This window comes from Streptomyces sp. NPDC088261 (genome assembly GCF_044740805.1).
Taxonomy (GTDB): domain Bacteria; phylum Actinomycetota; class Actinomycetes; order Streptomycetales; family Streptomycetaceae; genus Streptomyces.
The window spans coordinates 81,869-96,201 of the sequence record NZ_JBIURL010000004.1 but is presented as its reverse complement, the minus strand read 5'-3'; the positions used below and the strand labels follow the sequence as shown (position 1 = coordinate 96,201).

Sequence of the window (14,333 nt, the reverse complement as noted above, 5' to 3'; positions counted from 1 at the left end):
TTCAGCTCCTCACGGCCGGTGCGGACACGAGCCCGGACACGGGCAGCTTCTCGATGCGGATCGCGGACGCCTTGAACTCCGCGGTCCCGGCGATCGGGCAATTCGCCTCGATGGTCAGCTGGTTGGTGTCCACCTCGTCCGGGAAGTGCATCGTCATGAAGGCAAGTCCGGGGCGCAGCCCGGGATCCACCCAGACCGGCGCCTGGACCGTGCCGCGCCGCGACGAGATCCGTACCTCCTCGCCGACCGACACCCCGTACCGCTCGGCGTCCTCGGGGCACAGCTCCACGTACTCGCCCCGGCGCAGCGGGGAGGCGAAACTCCCCGTCTGCACACCGGTGTTGTACGAGTCGAGCCGCCGGCCCGTGGTCAGCCTGATCGGGTACTGATCGTCCGTCAGATCGACCGGGGGGTCGTGCTTGACGATGCCGAAGGGCGCGAGCCGGCCGCGCCTGGCGGGGTCCTCGTCCCAGAGGCGGCCGTGCAGATAGGTCGGCTCGATCTTGTCGGTGTCGGGGCAGGGCCACTGGATGCCCTGGTGCTCCGCGAGCCGCTCGTACGTCATGCCGTAGTGGTCGGGTGACACCGACCGCAGCTCGTTCCACACCGATTCGGCGTCCGCGTACTTCCAGGGGTGTCCGAGCCGCCCCGCCAGGTCGCAGATGATGTCGATGTCCTCGCGCGCCTCGCCCGGCGGTTCGACGGCCTTGCGGACCCGCTGGACCCGGCGTTCGCTGTTGGTCGTGGTGCCGTCCGTCTCCGCCCACGCGGCGGTGGCGGGCAGGACCACGTCGGCCAGCTCGGCGGTCGCGGTGAGGAAGATGTCCTGCACCACCAGGCAGTCGAGCTTCTTCATGCGCTCGACGGCCTGCTCGCTGTCGGCCTCGGACTGGGCCGGGTTCTCGCCGATGCAGTAGACGGCCTTGAGGTCACCCGTCTCCATCGCCTCGAACATCTGGGTGAGCGTCATGCCGTACTCGGGCTGGATGACGGTGTTCCAGGCGCTCTCGAACTTGGTCCTGACGTCGGGCTCCAGGATGTCCTGGAAGCCGGGCAGCCGGTTGGGGATGGCCCCCATGTCACCACCGCCCTGCACGTTGTTCTGGCCGCGCAGCGGCTGCACCCCGGAGCCGTAGCGTCCGACGTGCCCGGTGAGCAGCGACAGGTTGATCAGCGCCCGGACGTTGTCCGTGCCGTTGTGGTGCTCGGTGATGCCGAGCGTCCAGCACAACTGGGCCCGTTCGGCGCGGGCGTAGGCGTGGGCGAGGTCGCGGATCGCCTCGGCCGGCACACCGGTGACCTTCTCCGCCACCGCGAGCGTCCAGGGCTCGACCTCGGCCGCGTACTCCTCGAAACCGGTGGTCGCGCGCTCGATGAACGACGTGTTGTGCAGGCCCGCGTGGATGATCTCGCGGCCGACCGCGTGGGCCAGCGGGATGTCCGTGCCGACGTTCAGCCCGAGCCAGCTCTCGGCCCACTCGGCGGTGGAGGTGCGGCGGGGGTCGACGGCGTACATGCGCGCGCCGTTCCTGATGCCCCGGAGCACGTGCTGGAAGAAGATGGGGTGCGCGAAGCGGGCGTTGGAGCCCCACATCAGGATCAGGTCGGTGTGGTCGACCTCGCCGTACGACGAGGTGCCGCCACCGGAGCCGAAGACCGCGGACAGCCCGGCCACACTGGGCGCGTGACACGTCCGGTTGCAGGAGTCCACGTTGTTGGTGCCCATCACCACGCGGGTGAACTTCTGGGCGACATAGTTCATCTCGTTGGTGGCCCGGGCGCAGGAGAGCATGCCGAAGGAGCCGCGCGCGGCGCCCAGGCCCGCGGCCGCCCGGTCCAGTGCCTCGTCCCAGCCCGCACGGCGGAGGGGTCCGCCCTTCTCGTCCCGCACCAGAGGATGGGTGATGCGGGCATAGGTTTTCGGTGTGCGCTCTCGCTTCTTCACGCTGCGCTCCTCTGAGTGGTGACCGACGGCCGCGCCCATTGCATACAGTATTCTGTAGTCGCGTAGGTAAAGGGAACCCCACGGACAGAACTGGCCATGAATGGCTGTGCGCGGCCGTCGGCCGGAGTGGATCAGGCAGCCGCGCCCTGGGCCAGCAGATCCGAAATGGCGTCCACCGTACGGAGGGTGGGCACCGGAACGCCGGTGATCTCGGCGAGTTCCACGACGGCGGCGAGCAGGACGTCGAGTTCGAGCGGTTTGCCCTTCTCCAGATCCTGGAGGGTCGACGTCCGGTGGTCACCGACGCGTTCCGCGCCGGCCAGCCTCCGCTCGATGGAAATGTCGGGGTGGCAGCCCAATGCCTCAGCGACGCTCAGGGTTTCGGCCATCATCATTTCGATGACCTGGCGTGTGCTGCGGTGCAGGCACATCTCCCGCATGGTGGCGCGGGTCAGCGCACTGATGGGGTTGAACGAGATGTTTCCGAGGAGCTTGATCCAGATGTCGTCGCGCAACTCGGGCTCGACGGGGCATTTGAGTCCGCCCGCCTGCATCGCCTCGCTGAATTCGAGACAGCGTTTCGACACCGAGCGGTCCGGCTCCCCGATGGAGAAGCGGGTGCCTTCGAGGTGCCGGACGATCCCGGGCCCTTCCAGCTCCGTGGCGGCGTAGACCACGCACCCGATCGCACGTTCGGGTGGCAGTACCGCGCTGACCGAGCCGCCGGGGTCGACGCTCTCGATCCGTGTGCCGTCGTGCGGACCCCCGTGCCCGTGGAAGTACCACCAGGGGATCCCGTTCTGGGCGGCGATGACCGCCGTACCGTCATGGAGCAGAGGCGTCACCAGCGGCCCGCACGCCGCGTAGGAGTTCGCCTTGAGCCCCAGGAACACATAGTCGACCGGACCGATGTCCTCCGGTCGGTCGGTGGCATGCACCCGGGCGGTCCAGTCCCCGCGCGGGCTCAACACCCTGACTCCGTCCTGCCTCATGGCCGCGAGATGCGGTCCACGGGCGATGAGATGAACTTCGGCGCCGGCTCGATCGAGCGCGGCTCCCACGTAGGCGCCGATCGCGCCGGCTCCGACAACTGCGACTTTCACTGTGGGGCTCTCCGTTCGGTTTGAGGGGGGACCGAGGGAAGGGTCACACTTACTTTCGTGTCGACGATATATTGTCTACAGTATGGAGTTCTGGGCCACAAGGCTCCCTTCCGGTATGCAGTAGGCAAACTCCTGCGTGGATCTTGGGCGAACCCCGGCGCCGATCTTCCCAACAGGTCGGGCGGTTCTTAGAGTTCGCGACCATGACCCCACCTCTCGCACCCCCCGGCTGGAGTCGCTGGCTGGTACCGCCGGCGGCGCTGTCGGTGCACCTCTCGATCGGCCAGGCCTACGCCTGGAGCGTCTTCAAACCCCCACTCGAGTCCGCGCTGGGCCTCTCCGGCACGCAGAGCGCGCTCCCCTTCCAGCTGGGCATCGTCATGCTCGGCCTGTCGGCCGCCTTCGGCGGCACGCTGGTCGAGCGCAACGGGCCGCGCTGGGCCATGACCGTGGCCCTGAGCTGCTTCTCCTCGGGCTTCCTGCTCGCCGCGCTCGGCGCGGCCACCGAGCAGTACTGGCTGATCGTCTTCGGATACGGCTTCGTCGGCGGCGTCGGACTCGGTATCGGGTATATATCGCCTGTCTCGACGCTCATCAGGTGGTTCCCCGACCGGCCCGGCATGGCCACCGGCATCGCGATCATGGGATTCGGCGGCGGCGCGCTGATCGCCTCGCCCTGGTCCGCGCAGATGCTGGAATCGTTCGGCGCGGACAGCGAGGGCATCGCGTACGCGTTCCTCGTGCACGGTCTCGTGTACGCGGCGTTCATGACGCTGGGCGTCCTGCTGATCCGCGTACCGCCGCCGGGATACCGGCAGCCGGAGCCGGCCGCGTCCGACGGCGCCGGAGCGGCCCCGGCCGGATCGCCCGCCTCCGTGGGCCCGGTCTCCACCGCGCAGGTCTCCGCGAAGTCCGCCGTACGGACCCCGCAGTTCTGGTGCCTGTGGGTGGTGCTCTGCATGAACGTCACGGCCGGCATCGGGATCCTGGAGAAGGCCGCCCCGATGATCACCGACTTCTTCGCCGGGACGAGCACCCCGGTCTCCGTCTCGGCGTCCGCCGGCTTCGTCGCGCTGCTCTCCGCCGCGAACATGGCGGGCCGCATCGGCTGGTCCTCCGCCTCGGACGTGCTCGGCCGCAAGAACGTCTACCGCGTCTACCTCGGCGTGGGCGCCGTGATGTATCTCCTGATCGCCCGGTTCGGCGACTCCTCCAAGCCGCTCTTCGTCGTCTGCGCGCTGGTCATCCTGTCCTTCTACGGAGGCGGCTTCGCCACCGCGCCCGCGTACCTCAAGGACCTCTTCGGCACCTACCAGGTCGGCGCCATCCACGGCCGGCTGCTCACCGCCTGGTCCACCGCCGGCGTCCTCGGCCCGCTCATCGTGAACTGGGTCGCGGACAGCCAGGAGAAGGCCGGCAAGAGCGGTTCCGGGCTGTACGGGGTCTCGCTCACCATCATGATCGGCCTGCTCGCCGTCGGCTTCGTGGCCAACGAACTCATCAGGCCCGTCCATCCGCGCCACCACATTCCGGCCCCCAGGGAGGCATCCGATGACCACGTCACCAGCGAGCAGCGGCGGAGCGCCTGAGCCCGACCTCGGCGGCGCGGAGCCACGCCGTACCGGCTTGATCGCCTTCGCCTGGCTCTGGGTGGGGATTCCTCTGGCTTACGGTGTGTACGAGCTGGTCCTCAAGGCCGCCCAGTTGTTCACCGGGTGAATGGTTCACCGAGTGGATCGGGAACTATTCCGAGGATGATCCGAAGTCTCCAAGCGGAGACGGTGAATCCTGTTGGTTCGCCTGTACCCGTACGGGTGAGTCGCTGACGAGACTTGAGGACTCCTGACGTCGACAGCAGAGGGGGTCCCGGGCATGACCGGCACTCGTATCGCCGCGCTCGGGCACTATCAGCCCGCCAAGGTGCTCACCAACGACGACCTGGCGGCCCTGGTCGACACCAGCGACGCCTGGATCACCAGCCGGGTCGGCATCAGGACGCGGCATGTCGCGGGCGAGGACGAACCGGTCGACGAGCTGGCCGCGCACGCGGGCGCCAAGGCGCTCGCCGCGGCCGGCCTCACCCCGGCGGACATCGACATGGTGCTGGTCGCCACGTCCACCGCGATCGACCGGTCGCCCAACACGGCGGCCCGGGTCGCGGCCCGGCTCGGCATGGGCTCGCCCGCCGTCATGGACCTCAACGTCGTCTGCGCCGGGTTCACCCATGCCCTGGCCCTGGCCGACCACAGCGTACGGGCGGGCTCCGCGTCCCGGGTGCTGGTCATCGGCGCGGACAAGATGGCCGCCGTCGCCGACTGGACCGACCGCACCACCTGCGTCCTGGTCGGCGACGGCGCGGGCGCGGCGGTGGTCGTGGCGACCGGGCCCGGCGAGGAGCCGGGGATCGGCCCGGTGCTCTGGGGCTCGGTGCCCGAGATGGGCAACGCGGTACGGATCGAGGGCACCCCGCCCGTCTTCGCCCAGGAGGGGCAGTCCGTCTACCGCTGGGCCACCACGCAGCTGCCGCCGATCGCCCGCCAGGTCTGCGAGCGGGCCGGGGTCACGCCGGAGGAGCTGGCCGCCGTGGTCCTGCACCAGGCGAATCTGCGGATCATCGAACCGGTGGCCCAGAAGATTGGCGCGATCAACGCGGTGGTCGCGCGCGATGTGATCGAGTCGGGAAACACCTCGGCCGCGTCGATTCCGCTGGCTTTGTCCAAGTTGGTGGCCCGGGGAGAGGTGCAGTCCGGCGCTCCGGCCCTGCTTTTCGGCTTCGGCGGCAATCTTTCGTATGCCGGCCAGGTCATCCGTTGCCCATAATCCCCGATGTTCTCGGTAGACTGTAGACGATAGCCAATGTCTAGATCTCATCGATACAGTCATGTGACTCTGCCGGCCAGGAGGGGGACCGCGATGTTGTCCGCAAGATTGGCGCAGGGAGCCGTGCCCAAGCTCGAACGACCGGGTCCGCTGCGCGAGCGTGTCTACGGGGCTCTCCTCGAACTCATCACTACGCGCGCGCTCCAACCGGGACAGCATCTCGTCGAAAGCGAACTCGCAGGTCACCTCGGCGTGTCGCGCCAGCCGGTACGGGAAGCGCTCCAGCGCCTCAACACCGAGGGCTGGGTCGACCTGCGCCCGGCCCAGGGGGCGTTCGTCCACGAGCCGACGGAGGAGGAGGCGGACCAGCTGCTGTCGGTCCGCACGCTCCTGGAGGCGGAGGCCGCCCGCCTCGCCGCCGCCCACTCCGGCAAGGCCGGCATCGCCGCGCTGGAGGCGCTCTGCGCCCAGGGCGAGCAGTCGGTGGCGGACGACGACGTCGACCTGACGGTCGCCACCAACGCGGCGTTTCACGCCAAAGTCATGTCCCTGGCCGGCAACGTCGTCCTGGCCGAACTGGCGGCCCAGGTGGACCGCAGGGTCCGCTGGTACTACACCCCGGTGGCCCGCCAGCGCGGCAAGCAGTCCTGGATCGAACACCGCGAACTGATCGCGGCGATCGCGGCCCGCGACGAACAGCGCGCGACAGAAGTAATGAAGGCCCACACAGAACACACCCGCTCCACGTACCACCACCGAGCCGACCAACGCCACGACGCCTGATCCTGGTGGTCACACGTCAGGAGCCGCCTGGCGCGTCACTCGGTGGCGGAGGTAGGCGACCTTTGAGCTGAACGTGCGGGATTCGACCAGTTCCAGGTCGACCTGGCGTTCGGTGCGGGGGAAGAACGGGGTGCCGCCGCCTACCAGTACCGGGTAGACCCTCGCCCGGTATTCGTCGATCAGGCCCAGTGCGGCCGCCTCGGCGGCCAGGGTTGCGCCGCCGATCGCGATGTCGCCGTCTCCCGGTTCGGCCCGCAACCGCTCGATCTCCTCCGCCAGGCCGCCGGACAGCAGGCGGGCGTTGCCCTGCACCGTCGAGAGCGTGGTGGAGAAGACGACCTTGGGGAGCGGCTTCCAGAGCGCGGTCCACTCAAGGAGGGGCGCGTCGAGCGACGGGTCCTCGTCGGCGGTCTCCCAGTACAGCATCGTCTCGTACAGCCGTCGCCCCATCAGATGGACCCCGACTCCCCGGATCTCGTCGATGACGAAGCGAAAGACCTCGTCGTCGGGCGCCGCCCAGTCGAAGGTGCCGTCCGGCCCGACGATGTAGCCGTCCAGGGAGACGCCCATCGAGTAGGTCACGCTGCGCATCGGAAGTCCTCCAGGTGGTACGGCGCCGGCGACGCGACCAGGCCGTCGCACGCGCCTTATCTCGTTGTACGGCGCGTACGCCCTCGGTCACACTGTCCCGGTCGATTGCCGCAGCCTAATGGCCGGAAGTCTTGGTGTGGGGTGGTGAGGATGAGGAACGAGACAGAGCCGGAGACAGAGACGGTTTGCCGCGTTTGCGGGTTCAGCGGTGAGGTGTTCTGGGAGGGCGGCTGGCCGACCGAGGCCATCTGCCTCTGCTGCGGCAATGAGTCCGATGTCGGCGATGCGAGCGTCATGGGCCTGCGGGGATACCGCGGCTACTGGGTGGGACACGGCGCCCCATGGCACAGCCCGTCCGAGGAGCGCAAGCAGAAGCGCCAGGGCTGGGACCTGCTGAAGCAGCTCGCGGCCATCCCGCCGGAGTGGCGCTGACCGGGCCTCCCGGACGGGCGCGGACTCCGCTGCGGCGGCGCCCGGCGGGAGGTCTCGTCGCGGGTGGGTGCCGCGCACACCCGCCCGCGACGCGTCACGCGGTCAGGTTCTGCATGTTCGTGTAGCGGTCGCCCGTTGCCGGGGACAGGGACGACAGACTCTTGAGCTGCGTCGGTGTCAGCGTTATCCCGTCCGCCGCTATGTTTTCCTCCGCCCGGGTCACCCGCTTGGTGCCGGGAATGGGGGCGATGTCGTTTCCCTGGGCGAGCAGCCACGCTATCGCCACCTGGGCCGGCGTCGCTCCGACGTCTCGGGCGATTGTTTCCACCTCGTCCACAATGCTCAGGTTCCGTTTCAGATTGTCGCCCATGAAACGGGGATTGTTCGCCCGGAAATCGTCGCTGTCCATTTCATTGGTGGAACGGACGGTTCCGGTCAGGAATCCCCGGCCCAGCGGGGAATAGGCGACAAAGCCGATGCCCAGTTCCCTGAGCAGGGGCAGAATCTCCTTCTCCGGCTCGCGCGACCACAGTGAGTATTCGCTCTGGAGCGCTGTGATCGGGTGCACCGCCTGCGCCCGCCGGATCGTCTCCGGTGTGGACTCCGACAGTCCGATGTGCCGGATCTTGCCCTCCGTGACCAGCTCGCTCAGCGTGCCCACCACGTCCTCGACCGGGACCGCCGGGTCCATCCGGTGCTGGAAGTACAGGTCGATATGGTCGGTGGCCAGCCGCTTGAGCGAGCCTTCGACGCTGATGCGGATATTGGCCGGCGAGCTGTCGAACCGGCGGATGTACTGGCCATCGGAGCCGTGCGAGAGCCACCCGAACTTCGTCGCCAAAACCACCTGGTCCCGGCGCCCCGCGAGCGCGCGGCCCACCAGTTCCTCGTTCTTGTACGGTCCGTACACCTCGGCGGTGTCCACCAAGGTGACGCCCAGGTCCAAGGCTCGGTGGATGGTACGGATCGATTCCGCGTCGTCCGTGCCCCCGCCCGTGTACACGCCCGTCATGGACATGCAGCCGAGCCCGATCCGGGACACGTCCAATTCTCCGAGAGTGATGTGCTTCATGTGAGTTCCGTTCACCGCTGCCTTCGCCGCGACCTACGGCCTTCCCTTCCACGCTAACTCCGCTCGGTGGGGCGTGAGTGTTGCCCTCTGCAAGTGTTGGCCCGGGTGGGCTGGCGCCGAGGCGCCAGCGCCCGGCCCCCCGGCGGACCGCCGGGCATGACGTCCGCTCCCACCTTTGTCCTGGGTGTGGAGAAAGTTGGCGTAGATTCCCGCTCAACTTCTTCCCACTGCGGGCAACCACTGCTACGTTCCCCTCGAAAGCAGCACGACGGACCAGCGACACGACGGACACAGCCGACACGGCGGGGAGGGGCGCGTGAGACGTATGACCGCACGACCCGCGAACGCGCACCAGGCGCGGCTGCTCAGGCTGTTGCGTGACGGTGGGCCCAACTCCCGCGCGCAGCTGGGCGATCAGGTGGACCTCTCCCGTTCCAAGCTCGCCGTCGAGGTCGACCGGCTGCTGGAGACCGGGCTGGTGGTCGCCGACGGGCTCGCCGCCTCACGGGGCGGGCGGCGTTCGCACAACATCCGGCTCGCTCCGGCCCTGCGCTTCCTCGGCGTCGACATCGGCGCCACCTCGATCGATGTGGCCGTCACCAACGCCGAGTTGGAGGTCCTGGGGCATCTCAACCACCCCATGGACGTCCGCGAGGGACCCGTCGCCATCTTCGAGCAGGTGCTCGCCATGGCGGCCAAGCTCAAAGTCTCCGGTCTCGCCGAGGAGTTCGACGGAGCCGGCATCGGGGTGCCGGGGCCCGTCCGCTTCCCCGAGGGGGTGCCCGTCGCGCCGCCGATCATGCCCGGCTGGGACGGCTTCCCGGTACGGGAGGCGCTCAGCCAGGAACTCGGCTGCCCGGTCATGGTCGACAACGACGTGAACCTGATGGCCATGGGGGAGCAGCACGCGGGCGTGGCACGCTCCGTGGGCGACTTCCTCTGCATAAAGATCGGTACGGGTATCGGCTGCGGCATCGTGGTCGGTGGCGAGGTCTACCGGGGGACGACCGGGAGCGCCGGCGACATCGGGCACATCCAGGTCGAACCGGACGGCCGCGCCTGCGCCTGCGGCAACAAGGGATGCCTGGAGGCCCACTTCGGTGGCGCCGCGCTTGCCCGTGACGCCGAGGACGCCGCCCGTACCGGACGCTCGCCCGAACTCGCCGCCCGGCTCGGCGCGGCGGGACGGCTCACCGCCGTCGACGTCGCCGCGGCCGCCGCCGCCGGAGATCCCACCGCGCTCGACCTGATCCGTGAGGGCGGAAACAGGCTGGGCCAGGTGATCGCCGGTCTCGTCAGCTTCTTCAACCCGGGGCTCGTGGTGATCGGCGGCGGGGTGACCGGGCTCGGACACACGCTGCTGTCGAGTGTCCGTACCCAGGTCTACCGCCAGTCGTTGCCGCTGGCCACCGGCAATCTCCCCATCGTCCTGGGGGAGTTGGGCCCGGTCGCCGGAGTCACCGGCGCGGCCCGGCTCATCAGCGACCACCTGTTCTCGCCGGCCTGACGGGCCGGTGGGCACCACCGTGTCACCCGGCCCCACAGGCCGGTGAGTACCACCGCGTCACCCGCACCATCCGTACGAGCCGCACCACCTGTACGAGCCGCGTCACCCGTACCACCCGTACCACCTGTACGAGCCGTACCACCCGTACGTGCACGAGCCGCACCGCCCGCACCACCAGCACCGTACGCACACCGCACAGGCACACGTACCCGCACCCGCACCGATCACGCGCACCACCCCCACCGCGTCGTACGCGAGCAACACCGCACACCTGTACGCCGGTTCCGCGCTGCCCGCAGCGCACCGCCCTGCCCGCGCAACGGCCGCATCCGCCGAGGGGATACGCCATGGCACCAGCTCCACCGGAAACCGTTCTGCTCACCATGTCCGGCATCACCAAACTGTTCCCCGGTGTCCGGGCCCTCGACGGCGTCGACCTGGAAGTCCAGGCGGGGGAAGTCCACTGCCTGCTCGGCCAGAACGGCGCGGGCAAGTCCACACTCATCAAGGTCCTCGCCGGGGCCCACCAGCCCGACGGCGGTGTGATCACCTGGCAGGGCGAGGCGGTCACCCTCAAGTCGCCCATCGCCGCGATGCGGCTCGGCATCGCGACCATCTACCAGGAACTCGACCTGGTCGAGGGCCTGTCGGTCGCCGAGAACATCTTCCTCGGGCACGAGCCGACCACCGCCGGCTTCGTCGTCAAGGGCCGCGAGGCCAGGACCCGGGCCACCGCGCTGCTCAAGCGGCTCGGGCACCCGGAGATCCAGGCGCACCGGCCCGTCGGCTCGCTCTCCGCCGCCCAGCAGCAGATCGTCTCGATGGCCCGCGCCCTCTCCCACGAGGTACGGCTCATCGTGATGGACGAGCCGTCCGCGGCGCTCGACCCCGACGAGGTCAACAACCTCTTCCGGATCGTCTCCACCCTCACCGCCGACGGGGTCGCCGTCGTCTACATCTCCCACCGGCTGGAGGAGATCCGCCGCATCGGGGACCGTGTCACGGTCATCAAGGACGGCAGGACCGTCGCCGTCGGCCTCCCCGCGAAGGAGACACCGACGCGCGAGGTCGTCGCGCTGATGACGGGCCGTAACGTCGAGTACGTCTTCCCCGAGCGCCCCGCCCCGGTCGACGCGTCGAGCGGCGAACCCGTCCTGCGGGTCGAAGGGCTCGCCAGGGAAGGGGAGTTCGCCCCCGTCGACCTCGAACTGAGGCCCGGTGAGATCGTCGGCCTCGCGGGGCTCGTCGGCTCCGGACGCTCCGAGATCCTGGAGACGATCTACGGCGCCCGCAAACCCACCGCCGGACGGGTGCTGGTCAACGGTGTCGCCCTGCGGCCCGGCAGTGTGCGCGCCGCCGTCCGCGCCGGACTCGGGCTCGCGCCCGAAGAGCGCAAGGCCCAGGGCCTGTTGATGCTGGAGTCGGTCACCCGCAACGTGTCGGTCTCCTCCCTCTCCCGCTTCTCGCGGGCCGGCTGGCTCGACCACGCGGCGGAACGGACCGCGGCCAGGGAGGCGGTCAGGGAACTCTCCCTGCGCCCCGACAATCCCGAGGTCCCCATCCGTACCCTCTCCGGAGGAAACCAGCAGAAGGCGGTCCTCGCCCGCTGGTTGCTGCGCGGCTGCCGGGTCCTGCTCCTGGACGAACCGACCCGCGGGGTCGACGTCGGCGCGCGCGCCGAGCTCTATGCCGTGATCCGACGGCTGGCCGACGACGGCCTCGCCGTTCTGCTCGTCTCCAGTGAGGTCCCCGAAGTCCTGGGCCTCGCCGACCGGGTGCTGGTGCTCCGCGAAGGGCAGGTCGTCCACCGGGCGCCGGCCCAGGAGCTCGACGAGCACCGTGTACTCGACCTCGTGATGGAAGGGAGCCCGACGCCATGAAACAGCCTGCCTCCGAGGCGCGGCAGGGCGGGCCGGATGCCGCGGCCGCCTCGCAACCGCCCTCGACCGTGACCGCCGCCGACACCGTCAAGGACCAGGAGCCTAAGGGAAGCAGGCCCTCCTCCGGGCTGCGGCTCGACGTCCGCAACCTCTCCCTGCTCGGGGTGCTCCTGGCGCTGGTCGTCGTCGGTGGCATCACCAAGCCGGATCAGTTCCTGGACACCAACAACCTCCAGCTGATCCTCACCCAGGCGTCGGTCATCGGTGTGGTCACCGTCGGCATGACGTTCGTGATCACCAGCGGGGGCATCGACCTCTCGGTCGGCGCGATCGTGGCCCTGGCCTCGGTGTGGGCGACCACGCTCGCCACCCAGGATTTCGGGTTCATCGGCATCCTCTTCACCGCGATGGTGGTGGGGCTCGCCTGCGGCCTGGTGAACGGACTGCTGATCGCGTACGGCGGGATGGTGCCGTTCATCGCGACCCTCGCGATGCTCGCCTCGGCCCGCGGTCTCGCCCTCCAGATCACCGACGGCAAGACGCAGATCGTCACCGTGAACTCGGTGCTCGACCTGGGTATCCCCGACTCGTACGTCCTGGGGATCCCGCCGCTCGTGCTGGTCTTCGCCGCGGTCACCGTCGTCGGCTGGCTGGTCCTCAACAGGACGACCTTCGGCCGTCGCACCGTCGCCGTCGGCGGCAACGCCGAGGCCGCGCGCCTGGCGGGCATCGACGTCCGCAGGCAGCGGCTCTACCTCTACCTGCTCTCCGGGCTCTGCTGCGGTATCGCGGCCTTCCTGCTGATCATCCTGGCGGGCTCCGGCCAGAACACCAACGGGAACCTGTACGAGCTGGACGCCATCGCCGCCGCGATCATCGGCGGCACCCTGCTCAGCGGTGGCCGCGGCACCATCGTCGGCTCCGTCCTCGGGGTCCTGGTCTTCACCACGATCACCAACATCTTCGCCCTGAACAACCTCCAGAGCGATGTCCAGCAGATCGCCAAGGGCGCCATCATCGTCGCCGCCGTACTGGTCCAGCGCCGCACCTTGCGCAACGGCGAGTCCTGACTTCCGGTCTCGTCACCGCTCCCGAACGTCCCGCACCGTCCGAAGGGTTGAACCGCCATGCCAGAAACCAGCCGTAGAGGACTGCTCTTCGGCACCGCAGCGATCTCCGCGGGTGCCCTCCTCACCGCCTGCACCAGCAACGAGCCCGAGAAGAAGGAACCGGCGGCCAACAACCAGCCGGCCGCCACGGACGACAAGCCCGGCAAGCCGGTCACCATCGGCTTCGCCGGCCCCCAGGCCGACCACGGCTGGCTCAACGCGATCAACGACAACGCCAAGTCGCGGGCCGAGAAGTACTCCGAGGTGACCCTCGACATCACCGAGGGCTCCAACGACACCGCGGCCCAGATCGGCCAGGTCGAGACCCTGATCAACAAGAAGGTCGACGTCCTGGTGATCCTGCCGGCCGACGGCAAGGCCCTCACCCAGGTCGGTCTCAAGGCGATGCGCGCCGGGATCCCGGTCATCAACCTCGACCGCATCTTCGCCAGCCCGCAGGCGTACCGCTGCTACATCGGCGGCGACAACTACGGCATGGGCGTCAGCGCCGGCAACTACATCGGCGAGAAGCTCAAGGGCAAGGCCAACGCCAAGGTCATCGAGCTGGCCGGGATCGACGCCCTGGAGCTGACGCAGCAGCGCAGCCAGGGCTTCAAGGACGCCCTCAAGAACTACTCCAACATCGAGCTGGTCGCCCGCCAGGCGGCCGACTTCACGGTCGAGTCCGGCCAGGCCAAGATGGCGCAGCTGCTCCAGGCGCAGTCCAGCTTCGACGCCCTGTGGAACCACGACGACGACCAGGGCGTGGGCGCGCTGCGCGCCATCCAGCAGGCGGGCCGCAAGGACTTCCTGATGGTCGGCGGCGCCGGTGCCAAGTCGGCGATGGACGCGATCAAGGCCGACAACAGCGTCCTCAAGGCGACCGTGCTCTACCCGCCCACGATGGCGGCCTCCGCCATCGACCTGGCTCGCGCGCTGGGCCAGGCCAAGGGCATCGGCGGGCTCTCGGAGCTGGAGATCCCGGCGTCCGTGACCCTCTTCTCGGCCGTGGTCGACAAGACGAACGTCGACCAGTACCTGCCGACGGGCTTCAGCTGACCGGGCCCGGGGCCGGGCCCGCCCCGGCCTTA

General features: G+C 69.2%; 14 protein-coding genes. 9 read left to right on the top strand and 5 right to left on the bottom strand.

Features of this window, described 5'->3' with window-relative positions; translation table 11 throughout:
• Position 1 precedes the first annotated feature (1 nt).
• Positions 2–1,945: a molybdopterin-dependent oxidoreductase gene (locus tag ACIODU_RS10195; protein WP_356421809.1), complete on the bottom strand. Its 1,944-nt coding sequence runs from the start codon at positions 1,943–1,945 to the stop codon at positions 2–4.
• Positions 1,946–2,076: 131 nt separating this feature from the next.
• Positions 2,077–3,048 carry a 2-dehydropantoate 2-reductase gene (locus ACIODU_RS10190; protein WP_356421806.1) on the bottom strand — a complete coding sequence of 324 codons (972 nt, stop codon included), beginning with the start codon at positions 3,046–3,048 and terminating at the stop codon, positions 2,077–2,079.
• A gap of 203 nt (positions 3,049–3,251) precedes the next feature.
• Between ACIODU_RS10190 and ACIODU_RS10185 the strand changes: the two genes are divergently transcribed.
• The 4 genes from ACIODU_RS10185 to ACIODU_RS10170 all read left to right on the top strand — a co-directional run bounded on the left by ACIODU_RS10185 (position 3,252) and on the right by ACIODU_RS10170 (position 6,651).
• Complete coding sequence (locus ACIODU_RS10185; protein ID WP_401766059.1) at positions 3,252–4,637, top strand: OFA family MFS transporter; 1,386 nt, start codon at positions 3,252–3,254, stop codon at positions 4,635–4,637.
• The gene (locus ACIODU_RS10180) at positions 4,600–4,767 is read left to right on the top strand and encodes a hypothetical protein (protein ID WP_401766056.1); all 168 of its coding nucleotides are present in this window, start codon (positions 4,600–4,602) and stop codon (positions 4,765–4,767) included. The genes ACIODU_RS10185 and ACIODU_RS10180 overlap by 38 nt, the downstream gene beginning before the upstream one ends.
• 153 nt (positions 4,768–4,920) lie before the next feature.
• A complete protein-coding gene (locus ACIODU_RS10175) occupies positions 4,921–5,868 on the top strand; it encodes a beta-ketoacyl-ACP synthase III (RefSeq protein ID WP_401766054.1) in 948 nt (315 codons plus the stop codon).
• Positions 5,869–5,961: 93 nt separating this feature from the next.
• On the top strand, positions 5,962–6,651 hold the full coding sequence (locus ACIODU_RS10170; protein WP_161307524.1) for a GntR family transcriptional regulator: 690 nt from the start codon (positions 5,962–5,964) through the stop codon (positions 6,649–6,651).
• 9 nt (positions 6,652–6,660) lie between these two features.
• On the opposite strand, the gene ACIODU_RS10165 is transcribed toward ACIODU_RS10170, so the two are convergent.
• On the bottom strand, positions 6,661–7,242 hold the full coding sequence (locus tag ACIODU_RS10165) for a dihydrofolate reductase family protein (RefSeq protein ID WP_401766050.1): 582 nt from the start codon (positions 7,240–7,242) through the stop codon (positions 6,661–6,663).
• Positions 7,243–7,392: 150 nt separating this feature from the next.
• Between ACIODU_RS10165 and ACIODU_RS10160 the strand changes: the two genes are divergently transcribed.
• Positions 7,393–7,674 carry a hypothetical protein gene (locus ACIODU_RS10160; protein ID WP_356421794.1) on the top strand — a complete coding sequence of 94 codons (282 nt, stop codon included), beginning with the start codon at positions 7,393–7,395 and terminating at the stop codon, positions 7,672–7,674.
• A 94-nt stretch (positions 7,675–7,768) separates the two neighbouring features.
• Here the strand turns inward: ACIODU_RS10160 and ACIODU_RS10155 are convergent, their stop codons facing one another.
• Positions 7,769–8,746: an aldo/keto reductase gene (locus ACIODU_RS10155; RefSeq protein WP_401766047.1), complete on the bottom strand. Its 978-nt coding sequence runs from the start codon at positions 8,744–8,746 to the stop codon at positions 7,769–7,771.
• A 325-nt stretch (positions 8,747–9,071) separates the two neighbouring features.
• Between ACIODU_RS10155 and ACIODU_RS10150 the strand changes: the two genes are divergently transcribed.
• Positions 9,072–10,253, top strand: coding sequence for an ROK family transcriptional regulator (locus tag ACIODU_RS10150; RefSeq protein WP_356421788.1), 1,182 nt, complete (start codon positions 9,072–9,074; stop codon positions 10,251–10,253).
• Between the two features lie 22 nt (positions 10,254–10,275).
• Here ACIODU_RS10150 and ACIODU_RS10145 read toward each other — a convergent pair whose 3' ends face one another.
• Positions 10,276–10,443 (bottom strand): hypothetical protein, encoded by a 168-nt coding sequence (locus ACIODU_RS10145; RefSeq protein ID WP_401766043.1) that lies wholly within the window; start codon positions 10,441–10,443, stop codon positions 10,276–10,278.
• A 157-nt stretch (positions 10,444–10,600) separates the two neighbouring features.
• On the opposite strand from ACIODU_RS10145, the gene ACIODU_RS10140 reads away from it, so the two are divergent.
• The 3 genes from ACIODU_RS10140 to ACIODU_RS10130 are packed head-to-tail and all read left to right on the top strand — an operon-like array spanning position 10,601 to position 14,301.
• Positions 10,601–12,133, top strand: a complete 1,533-nt coding sequence (locus ACIODU_RS10140; RefSeq protein WP_356421785.1) for a sugar ABC transporter ATP-binding protein — start codon at positions 10,601–10,603, stop codon at positions 12,131–12,133.
• Positions 12,130–13,203, top strand: coding sequence for an ABC transporter permease (locus tag ACIODU_RS10135; RefSeq protein WP_401766040.1), 1,074 nt, complete (start codon positions 12,130–12,132; stop codon positions 13,201–13,203). The genes ACIODU_RS10140 and ACIODU_RS10135 overlap by 4 nt, the downstream gene beginning before the upstream one ends.
• Positions 13,204–13,260: 57 nt before the next feature.
• Positions 13,261–14,301 carry a substrate-binding domain-containing protein gene (locus tag ACIODU_RS10130; protein ID WP_161307517.1) on the top strand — a complete coding sequence of 347 codons (1,041 nt, stop codon included), beginning with the start codon at positions 13,261–13,263 and terminating at the stop codon, positions 14,299–14,301.
• The last annotated feature ends 32 nt before the right edge of the window (positions 14,302–14,333 follow it).

What these genes read in the sequence shown, in the direction of transcription:
- ACIODU_RS10130 (WP_161307517.1), top strand. Translation starts at nt 13,261, where the DNA reads ATGCCAGAAACCAGCCGTAGAGGACTGCTCTTCGGCACCGCAGCGATC.
- ACIODU_RS10180 (WP_401766056.1), top strand. Translation starts at nt 4,600, where the DNA reads ATGACCACGTCACCAGCGAGCAGCGGCGGAGCGCCTGAGCCCGACCTC.
- ACIODU_RS10150 (WP_356421788.1), top strand. Translation starts at nt 9,072, where the DNA reads ATGACCGCACGACCCGCGAACGCGCACCAGGCGCGGCTGCTCAGGCTG.
- ACIODU_RS10175 (WP_401766054.1), top strand. Translation starts at nt 4,921, where the DNA reads ATGACCGGCACTCGTATCGCCGCGCTCGGGCACTATCAGCCCGCCAAG.
- ACIODU_RS10165 (WP_401766050.1), bottom strand. Translation starts at nt 7,242, where the DNA reads ATGCGCAGCGTGACCTACTCGATGGGCGTCTCCCTGGACGGCTACATC.
- ACIODU_RS10135 (WP_401766040.1), top strand. Translation starts at nt 12,130, where the DNA reads ATGAAACAGCCTGCCTCCGAGGCGCGGCAGGGCGGGCCGGATGCCGCG.
- ACIODU_RS10170 (WP_161307524.1), top strand. Translation starts at nt 5,962, where the DNA reads ATGTTGTCCGCAAGATTGGCGCAGGGAGCCGTGCCCAAGCTCGAACGA.
- ACIODU_RS10140 (WP_356421785.1), top strand. Translation starts at nt 10,601, where the DNA reads ATGGCACCAGCTCCACCGGAAACCGTTCTGCTCACCATGTCCGGCATC.
- ACIODU_RS10160 (WP_356421794.1), top strand. Translation starts at nt 7,393, where the DNA reads ATGAGGAACGAGACAGAGCCGGAGACAGAGACGGTTTGCCGCGTTTGC.
- ACIODU_RS10155 (WP_401766047.1), bottom strand. Translation starts at nt 8,746, where the DNA reads ATGAAGCACATCACTCTCGGAGAATTGGACGTGTCCCGGATCGGGCTC.
- ACIODU_RS10185 (WP_401766059.1), top strand. Translation starts at nt 3,252, where the DNA reads ATGACCCCACCTCTCGCACCCCCCGGCTGGAGTCGCTGGCTGGTACCG.